Annotated in this window: 8 protein-coding genes; all 8 read left to right on the top strand. The window is 41.6% G+C overall.

All coding sequences use genetic code 11. The features are described from left to right. Positions 1-54 precede the first annotated feature (54 nt). The 8 genes from V5N67_RS03270 to ligA all read left to right on the top strand — a co-directional run bounded on the left by V5N67_RS03270 (position 55) and on the right by ligA (position 11,085). The gene (locus V5N67_RS03270; protein ID WP_332060474.1) at positions 55-975 is read left to right on the top strand and encodes a D-alanine--D-alanine ligase; all 921 of its coding nucleotides are present in this window, start codon (positions 55-57) and stop codon (positions 973-975) included. Continuing rightward, a complete protein-coding gene (locus V5N67_RS03265) occupies positions 963-1,871 on the top strand; it encodes a cell division protein FtsQ/DivIB (protein ID WP_332060473.1) in 909 nt (302 codons plus the stop codon). Before V5N67_RS03270 ends, V5N67_RS03265 begins: the two co-directional genes overlap by 13 nt. After that, positions 1,868-3,169, top strand: coding sequence for a cell division protein FtsA (ftsA, locus tag V5N67_RS03260; RefSeq protein ID WP_332060472.1), 1,302 nt, complete (start codon positions 1,868-1,870; stop codon positions 3,167-3,169). Before V5N67_RS03265 ends, ftsA begins: the two co-directional genes overlap by 4 nt. 69 nt (positions 3,170-3,238) lie before the next feature. Then, positions 3,239-4,993 (top strand): cell division protein FtsZ, encoded by a 1,755-nt coding sequence (gene ftsZ, locus V5N67_RS03255; protein ID WP_332060471.1) that lies wholly within the window; start codon positions 3,239-3,241, stop codon positions 4,991-4,993. A gap of 214 nt (positions 4,994-5,207) precedes the next feature. Further along, positions 5,208-6,080: a UDP-3-O-acyl-N-acetylglucosamine deacetylase gene (gene lpxC, locus V5N67_RS03250; RefSeq protein ID WP_332060470.1), complete on the top strand. Its 873-nt coding sequence runs from the start codon at positions 5,208-5,210 to the stop codon at positions 6,078-6,080. 168 nt (positions 6,081-6,248) lie between these two features. Next, positions 6,249-7,142, top strand: a complete 894-nt coding sequence (locus V5N67_RS03245; protein WP_332060469.1) for an outer membrane protein assembly factor BamD — start codon at positions 6,249-6,251, stop codon at positions 7,140-7,142. A 6-nt stretch (positions 7,143-7,148) separates the two neighbouring features. Then, positions 7,149-8,816 (top strand): DNA repair protein RecN, encoded by a 1,668-nt coding sequence (gene recN / locus V5N67_RS03240; protein WP_332060468.1) that lies wholly within the window; start codon positions 7,149-7,151, stop codon positions 8,814-8,816. A 109-nt stretch (positions 8,817-8,925) separates the two neighbouring features. Beyond that, positions 8,926-11,085, top strand: a complete 2,160-nt coding sequence (gene ligA, locus V5N67_RS03235) for an NAD-dependent DNA ligase LigA (protein ID WP_332060467.1) — start codon at positions 8,926-8,928, stop codon at positions 11,083-11,085. The last annotated feature ends 72 nt before the right edge of the window (positions 11,086-11,157 follow it).

Here is an 11,157-nt window from a genome sequence, read left to right as displayed (position 1 = left end):
GTGGTATTGTGGATTTCTATGTAGTCTATATATAGTATAAAAGGATAAGTTATTATGAGGGATAAGCATATAGCTGTGTTGATGGGGGGGCTCTCCTCGGAGCGGTCTGTAAGTTTGTCTTCAGGTACTGCTTGTGCTGATGTTCTTGAAACTCAAGGGTATCGTGTTAGCCGTGTGGATGTTGATGGTCATATTGCTTCTGTTCTTGAAAAATTGCAGCCTGATATCGCTTTTAATGCGTTGCATGGACCATTTGGTGAGGATGGTCGTATTCAAGGTATTTTGGAGTATTTAAAAATTCCTTATACCCATTCTGGTGTGATGGCATCAGCACTGGCAATGGATAAAGGGCGCGCAAAAATTATTGTTGCCAATGTTGGTGTTTCTGTCGCTCCTTCTTGTGTGATGAGCCGCTTTGCTGTGGAGGGGGCGCATCCCATGGATCCTCCTTATGTCATTAAGCCCGTGTGTGAAGGGTCAAGTTTTGGTGTTGTGATTGTAGATGAGCGAGAAACCTTGCCGCCGCGTAATATTGTGGGAGATGAGTGGGCTTATGCAGATGAAGTGATGGTCGAAAAATATATCCTTGGGCGTGAACTCACTTGTGCTGTTTTAGGAAATGAGGTTTTGGATGTTTGTGAAATTTTCCCCGAGCCGCGTTTCAAATTTTATAATTATGACTCAAAATATAAGTCTAATGGTTCTCTTCATATTTGTCCTGCACAACTTTCACCAAATATTTACCAAAAGGTGCAAAGAATGTCTTTAGCGGCACATCAGGCAATAGGTTGTCGAGGTGTTAGCCGTTCTGATTTTCGTTTTAATGAGGAGACGGGAGAGTTGGTTTGGCTCGAAATTAATACGCAACCTGGTATGACATCAACTTCTCTTTTTCCTGATATCGCAAAAGCAAGTGGCCGTACTTATAGCGATATCGTTCAGTGGATGGTGGAGGACGCGTCATGTATGCGTTAAATGTTGATAAAGCAAATTTTTCTATGGTGCGGTCAGTGCCAGCTTTGCCGCGTCTTTATCGTCGCTTTTTTCGATTTATGTTCGAATTCGTCTTTACTGTTATTCATGTGCCTCGTCATTTCGGTTCTTTCGCGGTTTTGCTTTTTTTCTTTGTTACGCTGCTTTATGGAACTTTATCGAGTGGTCATATGGAAATGATTATGAAGACTGCGGTATCAGATATTGGTTTTGTTGTTACCGATGTTGATGTCAGCGGCAATAAGCGCATAATGAAGCAGAAAATTTTGAAAATTTTAGGACTTGATGTTTCTCCATCAATATTTGTTTTTGATGTTGATTGGGCGCGTTCTGTTTTAGAGCAGCAAGCTTGGGTTCAGTCGGCTCATGTTCAGAAAATTTATCCTAATCGCGTGCGTATTTCAGTTGTAGAGCGTGAGCCATATGCAATTTGGCAACATGATGGTATGGTGGATATTGTTGATAATACAGGGCGTGTAATTGTGCCTTTTCAGAGAGGGATGACGCAGGGGTTGCCTCTTGTAGTTGGTCAGGGGGCGCAAAATGCTGCAAAAATATTTATTCAAGCATTTTCGGTATATCCGCAATTATATAATCATGTTCGTGCTTATGTTCGTGTAGCTAATCGGCGTTGGGATCTTGTCTTAGATAATGGGGTGCGCATTATGTTGCCTGAAAATGGTGCATTGACAAGACTTGCTTCTCTTATTGAGACAGGTGTGGCACAAGATCTTTTTTCGCGTGATGTTTTGAGTGTTGATTTACGTCTTTCTGACCGGATTACAGTTTCCTTGTCGGATGAGGCATTGGAACGTCGTGGTGTTGTTGTGGCGGCAGAAGAGCGCGTTTTAAAGGCGCGAAAGGCAGGGAGCTTATGATGCTGCTAGGGTCACATCATGTAGGGGTGCGCAAAACGCGTTTTTTGACGGTTCTCGATGTGGGATCAAGTAAGATTGTTTGTCTTATTGCTTGTTTGCGTCCTTTAAAGCATACGCAACATTTACATGGTCGTACGCATTCTATGGAAATTTTAGGCTTTGGAGTACAGCGTTCACGCGGGATTAAATCTGGTGTTGTGATGGATATGTTTGCAGCAGAGCAATCAATACGGTTGGCTGTTGATGCGGCAGAAAAAATGGCTGGCTTGGTAGTGGATTCTGTGATTGTAAACTTTTCTTCAAGTCGATTACAAAGTGCCCTTATTAATGGTATGGTATGTTTGAATGGTCGTGAAGTTACTACGCGTGATGTGCGTATGGCATTGGCAGATGTTTCGCGCAAAGCTTTTGATGTTGAGCGTCATGTTGTGCATTCAGTTCCAGTATCTTATGTTTTGGATGGAGATAAAGGAATTTCTGACCCTGTTGGGATGATGGGGGAATTGTTTGGTGTAGATGTGCATGTTGTAACGGCAGAAACAGCATCTTTGCGTAATTTAGAAGCTTGCATTAATCGTGCGCATTTGAGTGTTGAAGCAATGGTTGCAACGCCTTTCGCAAGTGGTCTTTCTGTTTTAGTTAATGATGAAGCGCACTTAGGTGCGGCGTGTATTGATTTTGGTGGTGGGACAACGACATTTTCAGTATTTTCTGAGGGAAAGTTTGTCCATGCAGATGCGCTTGCGGTTGGTGGACATCATGTGACCCTTGATGTTGCGCGTGGGTTCTCTATGTCTATTCAAGAAGCAGAGCGTTTAAAGGTTGTGTATGGTTCAGCACTTTTGGCCAGTGTTGATGATCGGCGCATGATTAATGTGGCAGAGATTGGGAGCGAGTATCGTGAAACTCAATATCCACGTGCTGTTCTTAGTCGTATTATTCGTGCACGTGTTGAAGAAATATTGGAAATGGTACGTGATTGTTTGAACCGCTCTGGTTTTGGTCACATTATTGGGAAGCGTGTTATTTTGACTGGGGGGGCAAGCCAGTTGACGGGATTGCCAGAGATGGCACGCACTATATTGGGAAGAAATGTTCGTGTGGGGCGGCCTTTGGGTATTTCGAGGCTTCCTTCTCTTGCAAAAGGGGCGGCATTTTCGTCTGCTGTTGGATTGTTAATTTATCCGCAATTAGTGGGTTTTGAGGAAAAGACAGTACAGGCTGAGGTAAATCATTTGTCTATGGGTACGCGTGGGTGTTTTAGGCGTGTTGCTCAGTGGTTGCGTGAGAGTTTTTAAGTGAGTCTATTCAGGTCAAGTTAATTTTCATCGCTTTGGCTTGCGATGTCTTATGAGAAGGAAAAGAAAATGACGATTAATCTGCATCGGCCAGATATCGCGGAATTGAAACCACGCATCACCGTTTTTGGTGTTGGCGGTGGTGGAGGAAATGCCGTGAATAATATGATTCATGCTGGTCTTCAGGGAGTTGATTTTGTTGTTGCTAATACGGATGCACAGGCTTTGGCAATGTCAAAAGCTGAACGTGTGATCCAGCTTGGTGCGGCAGTTACGGAAGGTTTAGGTGCTGGGGCTTTGCCGGAAGTTGGGAAAGCAGCTGCAGATGAATGTATTGATGAAATTCTCGACCATATTGCAGGCTCCCATATGGTTTTTATTACTGCAGGTATGGGAGGAGGTACTGGAACGGGGGCGGCACCTGTCGTTGCTCGTGCAGCACGAGACAAAGGTATTTTGACCGTTGGTGTTGTGACAAAACCGTTTCAGTTTGAAGGTGCTCGCCGTATGAAAACAGCAGAGATTGGTATTGAAGAATTACAAAAATCTGTTGATACATTAATTGTTATTCCTAATCAAAATCTCTTTCGTATTGCAAATGAAAAGACAACGTTTTCTGATGCTTTTGCTATGGCTGATCAAGTGCTTTATTCTGGTGTTGCTTCCATTACCGATCTGATGATTAAAGAGGGGCTCATTAATCTTGATTTCGCTGATGTTCGTTCTGTTATGCACGAAATGGGTCGCGCTATGATGGGAACTGGTGAGGCGTCTGGTGAAGGACGTGCTTTGAATGCTGCTGAAGCTGCTATTGCAAATCCGCTGTTGGATGATACTTCTATGCGTGGTGCTCGTGGTCTTCTGATTTCCATTACTGGTGGTCGTGATATGACTTTATTTGAAGTGGATCAAGCTGCTAATCGTATTCGTGAAGAAGTTGATGCTGATGCAAATGTTATTTTTGGTGCCATTGATGATGAATCATTAGAGGGCGTTATTCGTGTATCAGTGGTTGCAACAGGGATTGACCGTGAGGCTAGTGATGTGGTTCAGCCTTCTCATCCTAAACAGAAACCTGCAGCTTCAGTTCGTAAGAGCGATGCTAGAACATCACAAACTTCTTTTCATCCTCAGTCTCCTTCATCACGTTCTGATTCAATGGTAGAGGTGATGGAAGCACTTGAAATGGAAATGAGTAAGTCAGCTGAAGAGCAATTTCATCCCAAAAGTCGCATTTTTTCACAGCCTACAGATACAACTCCTGCACGGAATATGAATTTAGCTCCTTCTGGATCAAGTGCTGTACATGGGCAGATGCAAAATGCGCCACGTATGCAGGTGAATCGTGCTTCGCAGCAGTCTATGAACGTAGCAGTAAACACGGAAGCAGCAGCGCATGTTCTCGGTAATGTGATGGGGGAGGTAAGGCAAGGTGAAAAGCAAATACAACAGATGCAGCCTCGTTCAGCGCCTGTGCGTATGCCAAATTTAAAAGATTTTCCCTCTGTTGCTCATGGCGAAAGTCAGAGAGTATCTGCTACTGATCAAGGCCCTCGCAATCTTTGGCAACGCTTGAAGCAGAGCTTGACATCTCGTGAAGAAGCTGAGCAAGAGGCGCGGTTAGAACCTGCGGTAAGATCTTCTCAACAGCAAGAATCTCATGTTTATAATAAAAATTCTCAACCATTTTCTCAAGATGCTTCTGTTTATGTTCCGCGTCGTTCTGGTGAGTTACATCCACGTGTTCCACAAGATCAGCGTACTTTTGTCAGTGAAGAAGATCAGCTTGAAATCCCAGCGTTTTTACGTCGTCAAGCGAACTAATTTTGGAAAAAGTAATCAAGAAGAAAAGTTTTTATACCTCTTTTGTGGCTGGAGAAGGGCGTTGTGCAATGGAACGTGCAGTGTTTTTTTGAGGAGCTTCTGTATTTTATATAAGCCCGCTTATTATTTATAAGCGGGTTTGTTATTCATTATGGATATAGTTGTTGTGGTTTTATTCATATTCTAGAAGGCACAAAAAGTTGAATGAAGTAATATGATAAAATTAATGCAAAAATATCAGTCTACCCTTAAAAAGGAAGTAACATTTAAAGGCCATGGCATTCACAGTGGATGTTCGTCTGTGGTAAAAATTTGTCCAGCTGATGTTGGGTGTGGGATTATTTTTAAGCGTTGTGAAATGGAAGGAGAGCAAATATTTCAAGCGCATGCCTCACAGACAGGAGCACTTGAATTATCAACAGTGCTTGGACATGGAAATGTAAAAATTGAAACAATTGAGCATTTGATGGCCGCAATTTCGGCTTATAATCTGGATAACCTTGCTATTGAAGTATCGAATAAGGAAATCCCTATTTTGGATGGCTCTTCGTGGCAATATTGTCAAGCTTTTGAAGAAGTCGGTGTTGTGCAGCAAGGTGCGTTGCGCTCTTATTTCATTATCAAGAAGCCGCTGCGAGTTGAAGTAGGTAGTAGTTTTGCAGAATTTTTGCCGTTTGATGGGTGTCGTTTTGATGTCATGATTTCTTTTTCCTCTCCTGCTATTGGAAAGCAGCATTTTAGTTTTGATCTTACCTCACAAGGGTTTCGAGATGATGTATCACGTGCGCGTACTTTTGGTTTTATCAAAGATGTGGAAACATTATGGGCTTCTGGGAAGGGATTGGGTGCTTCTTTGGAAAATTCTCTTATTATTGACCTTAATGATCAGATTATAAATCCAGATGGTCTCCATTGGAAAAATGAATTTGTTCGACACAAAATGCTTGACGCAATTGGTGATGTTGCTTTGCTTGGAGCACCTTTTATAGGATTATTTCGTTCATATTGCAGTGGACATAGGATCAATTTGCAATTGGTTAAAGCTCTTTTAGCAGACGAATCATGTTACGAGATAGGTTATTTATAGGTAAAGTGAAAAAAATTATAAAGATTTTGTTGCGATCTATTTGATTTTTAAGGGGATGATTGATTTTCAGCCACTAAATTGGTTAGTGGGTTTTTAAGTGGTGTGGTATAAGAATTTTTATAAGTCAGTCTCGCTACAAGGTGATGTTCTCTGGAGGCCAAAAAAACTATGATAAAATTTCATGCATGTGTTAAAAGTATGGCATATAAAAAATCTGATATTGTGTACAAAGTATTAGGTGGGGGACTTTTAGGGTGTACTGTTTTGCTGGCAGGTTGTTTATTTAAAGATAAAAATACCCTTCCTTCATCTGCATATGTTTTGAAAATAGATCCACCAGATGTCTTGTACAATCAGGCGCGTGTAAATCTTGATAATGGGCAACTTGAAGAGGCAGCAAAAAAGTTTCTTACGATTGAGAAGCAGTATGCTTATACTGACTGGGGTCGCAAATCTTTAGTGATGGGTGCTTTCACAAATTACCGGCTTGCTAAGTATGATGATGCGATTAGCATGGCTCAGCGCTATATTACTCTTTATCCAGGATCAGATGATTTAGCTTATGCTTATTATATTATTGGCCTTTCTTCTTTTCATCAGATTCCTGATGTGACACGTGATCAGCGGGACACTAAGCGTGCTATTGCTGCTATGCAACTTGTTGTGGAACGCTACCCGAATTCTAAGTATGTTCAGGATGCTAAAGCTAAAATACGTTTTGGGCGCGAACAGCTTGCTGGTAAAGAAATGCAAATTGGTCGTTACTATGAAGAAGGTCGGCGGTATCTTGCTGCGAGTAGAAGATTTCGTACGGTAATTGAAGAATATTCAGATACCAACCAAATTGAGGAAGCACTTTTTCGCTTAACAGAGGTTAATCTTGCTCTTGGTTTAACTGCGGAAGCTCAAACAGCGGCAGCTATTTTAGGGCGTAATTATCCGAAAAGTGAGTGGTATAGATTGTCTTACAATTTATTACAAAAAAATAGCGTATCACCACAAGAGCATAAATCTTCTTGGATATCAAATGCTTTAAGTGGTGATAAAAATAGGGCACGTTGATTTTATATGCTAGTACAGCTTTCGATTCATAATATTGTTTTGATCGAAACGCTCGATATTCACTTTGCAGCGGGTTTGTCGGTTTTGACTGGGGAAACGGGCGCGGGAAAATCTATTTTGCTGGATGCATTGTCACTGGCTCTTGGTGGGCGTGGAGATGCTTCGCTTGTGCGTCATGGTGCGACGCAAGGGCAAGTAACAGCTGTTTTTGATGTGCCTGTTTCACATCCTGCACGTCAGATTATCCGTGAAAATGGTTTTGATGATGAAGGTGATATTATTTTACGGCGTGTGCAATCAAGTGATGGCCGTAGTCGTGTTTTTATCAATGATCAAGTGGCAAGTGTTACATTGATGCGGAATGTTGGTCGTGTATTAGTTGAAATCCATGGGCAGCATGATGATCGTGCGCTTGTTGATATTACTACGCATCGCCAGTTATTAGATGCCTTTGGTGGGCTGGAGGGTGAAACGGAAAATTTGCGTCAGTGCTATCGGATATGGTGTGAATTTGAGGAGCGTTTGCAGCAGCAGCGTATCAAAGTAGAAGATGCTGTGCGTGAAGTTGATTATCTTCGTGCTTGTTTGGAAGAGCTTGATAAGCTTGATTTTCAAGTGGGGGAAGAAGATGCACTGTCTCTTCGCCGTGCAGATATGCTTAAGTTAGAAAAAATAGCAGCGGATATTAAGGAGGCTGATGATCTTTTGAGTGGCTCGAAATCGCCAATTCCTGTGCTTTCTAATTTGGTGAGACGTTTGGAGCGGAAAATCCCTGAAGCGCAAGCGCTAATTGCACCTGTAGTGAAATCCATTGATGATGCATTGCACGCACTTGCAACAGCACAAGATGGTATCGAAGCGGCAATGCGGGCGTTGGATTTTGATACTGGTGAATTGGAACGAATAGAAGAGCGTCTTTTTGCTCTTCGGGGGATTGCTCGCAAATACCACGTTTCTGCGGATGAATTAACTCAGTTGCGTGATAAAATGGATACTGAACTTGTTGATTTTGAGGAAGCTCAGATTACATTAAAGCGTTTTGAAGATGAGGCGCGTGAAGCACAAAAAAATTATGATACTTTGGCGCAAGCGCTGTCGATGAAACGTAGAGAGGCAGCAAATCGCTTGTCTAAAAGCGTTATGGCTGAGTTACCTGCGTTGAAATTAGAAAAGGCAGAATTTATCGTTGAAATGCAAAGTGATGCTGGGAAACGTAGTGCAGAAGGTATAGATCGCGTTGAGTATTGGGTTCGGACAAATCCTGGAACACGGGCTGGACCAATGCTTAGTGTTGCTTCTGGTGGTGAACTATCTCGCTTTTTATTGGCATTAAAGGTTGTCTTGTCTGACCGTGGATCAGCTCCTACGTTAATCTTTGATGAAATTGATACAGGGGTTGGTGGAGCTGTTGCAGCTGCCATTGGAAAAAGGTTGCAGTGTTTATCAAAAAGTGTTCAGGTGTTTGCAATTACGCATGCACCGCAGGTAGCATCTAAGGCACGTAGTCACTTTCTTATTTCGAAAAGTGAAAGTCGTGATAAAGGATGTTTTATTACAGCTATCCATAAAATGGAAGAGCATGAGCGTGCAGAAGAAATTGCACGCATGTTGGCAGGAGAACGGATCACTGAGGAAGCACGTGCGGCTGCTCAAAAGCTTCTTACTCAGATATAGTTGATTTAAGCGATAAAGATACTGATGAGTCCCGTGTTTGTTTGGATTTTATTCGTGACACGAGAGTGGGGTTTTTTACGGTTATAGTCCATAATTTGAAATAAATTTTATGAAAAAGAATGCAATTGAAAACTTGACTGCTCTTGAAGCAGAAAATGAATTAGAATGGTTAGCAAAAGAAATTGCGCGTCATGATGTGCTCTATAATAGTAACGATCAGCCTGAAATTTCTGATGCAGAATATGATGCTCTTCGTCGTCGTAATGCAGAAATTGAAGCTCTGTTTCCTGAGTTAACTCGCTCAGATTCTCCTTCATATAAAATCGGAGCACCAGTCTCTGAAAAATTTGAAAAATCTGTTCATGCACAGCCGATGCTTTCACTTGATAATGCGTTTAATTTTGAAGATGTCAGTGAATTTATTGAGCGAATTCGTCGTTTTTTACGACTCCCAGAAACACAAGCTTTGGAAATAATTGCTGAGCCAAAAATTGATGGTTTATCTTTGTCTTTGCGCTATGAAAAAGGAAGGCTTGTGCATGCTGCAACGCGTGGTGATGGATATGTAGGTGAAAATGTCACTGCGAATGCGCGGACAATTTCTGATATTCCAAAGGTCTTGCAGGGGGAATTTCCTGATATTATTGAGGTTCGCGGTGAAGTTTATATGAAAAGGGAAGATTTCCAAGCACTTAATATGCTTCAGCAGGAGAAGAGTAAATTAGCTTTTGCTAATCCTAGAAATGCAGCAGCAGGTTCTTTGCGTCAGCTTGATTCACGGATAACCGCTAGAAGAAAGCTCCATTTTTTTGCTTATGCTTGTGGTGAGGTAAGCGAAATATTTGCAAAAAGTCAAATGGGTATGATGAACAAGCTAAAAGAATATGGCTTTGTTATCAATCCATTAACAAAAGTTTTTAAGACAATAGAAGAGATTATTTCATATTATCATGATATCGAAGAACACCGTCATTGTTTAAATTATGATATTGATGGAATTGTCTATAAGGTAAATGATTTGATGCTACAAACGCGTTTGGGGTTTGTATCTCGTTCGCCACGTTGGGCAATAGCGCATAAATTTCCAGCAGAAAAAGCTATGACGCTTTTGGAGGGCATTGATATTCAAGTAGGACGGACGGGAGCATTAACTCCTGTTGCGCGTCTTGCACCCATTACTGTTGGTGGTGTGGTGATTACTAATGCAAGTTTGCATAATGAGGATTATATTAAAGGTGTTGGTCATAAAGGTGAACCAATTCGTGAAGGGCGTGATATCCGTGTTGGGGATACAGTGGTTGTGCAGCGTGCTGGTGATGTGATTCCTCAGATTGTTGATATTGTTGCTGAAAATCGTCCAAATGATGCTCCTGCTTTTATTTTTCCTCGTCTATGTCCAGCCTGTGGAAGCCATGCTGTTCGTGAAGTAGGAGAAGCTGTGCGCCGATGCACAGGTGGACTTATTTGTCCAGCACAAGCAATTGAGCGTATTCGTCACTTTGTTTCACGCAATGCTTTTGATATTGAGGGGCTTGGTAAAAAGCAGGTAGAGTTCTTCTTTCATGTTCAAGATGAGACGCTTTGTATTCATACACCAGCCGATATTTTTACTTTACAACAACGCCAAGAAAAATCTCTGACCCGTTTAGAAAATATGGAAGGTTTTGGTGTTGTTTCAGTTCGTAAGCTTTATGACGCTATTAATGCTCGCCGAAAAGTTTCTTTAAGTCGTTTTTTATTTGCGTTAGGAATTCGTCATGTTGGAGAAGTTAATGCACGACGTCTTGCACGCGTTTATCAAAATTATACAGCTTTTGAAACTGCAGCAATGACAGCTATTATGCCATGCGACAAAGTCGGTGAAGAAGGCAATGAGGCTTGGAGAGAACTTACTGATATTGAGGGAATTGGATCACATGTAGGGAAAGCAATTATTGATTTTTATCAAGAAGCACATAATCGCAAAGTTTTGTCTGCTCTGCTTAGAGAAGTAATGCTTCTTCAAGAGGAGCCTCTTATGACATCTTATTCACTAGTAGCAGGAAAGGTAATTGTTTTTACAGGTACTTTAGAGCGGATGTCACGCGATGAAGCAAAAGCGTTGGCAGAGCGATTAGGTGCTAAGACGTCTAGCTCTATTTCTAAAAAGACAGATCTTCTTGTGGCAGGACTTGGAGCAGGATCAAAATTGACTAAAGCGCAAGAATTGGGTGTTGAGATTATGGATGAAGAGACTTGGTTGCAGTTGATTGAGGGACATTATGCTTAGTTTTTTCTTTAAAGGACAATGAATATACCAACACTATTGTTCATTTTATGTGAGGCATAAATTTTTTTTCAT

Origin of the sequence: Bartonella rhinolophi, from assembly GCF_036576165.1 — a bacterium.
Classification (GTDB): Bacteria; Pseudomonadota; Alphaproteobacteria; order Rhizobiales; family Rhizobiaceae; genus Bartonella.
This window is presented reverse-complemented; position numbering and strand designations above follow the sequence as displayed.

Bases quoted from the DNA above. Each gene is read 5' to 3' on its own strand.
- V5N67_RS03270 (WP_332060474.1), top strand. From the start codon at position 55: ATGAGGGATAAGCATATAGCTGTGTTGATGGGGGGGCTCTCCTCGGAG.
- V5N67_RS03265 (WP_332060473.1), top strand. From the start codon at position 963: ATGTATGCGTTAAATGTTGATAAAGCAAATTTTTCTATGGTGCGGTCA.
- ftsA (WP_332060472.1), top strand. From the start codon at position 1,868: ATGATGCTGCTAGGGTCACATCATGTAGGGGTGCGCAAAACGCGTTTT.
- ftsZ (WP_332060471.1), top strand. From the start codon at position 3,239: ATGACGATTAATCTGCATCGGCCAGATATCGCGGAATTGAAACCACGC.
- lpxC (WP_332060470.1), top strand. From the start codon at position 5,208: ATGATAAAATTAATGCAAAAATATCAGTCTACCCTTAAAAAGGAAGTA.
- V5N67_RS03245 (WP_332060469.1), top strand. From the start codon at position 6,249: ATGATAAAATTTCATGCATGTGTTAAAAGTATGGCATATAAAAAATCT.
- recN (WP_332060468.1), top strand. From the start codon at position 7,149: ATGCTAGTACAGCTTTCGATTCATAATATTGTTTTGATCGAAACGCTC.
- ligA (WP_332060467.1), top strand. From the start codon at position 8,926: ATGAAAAAGAATGCAATTGAAAACTTGACTGCTCTTGAAGCAGAAAAT.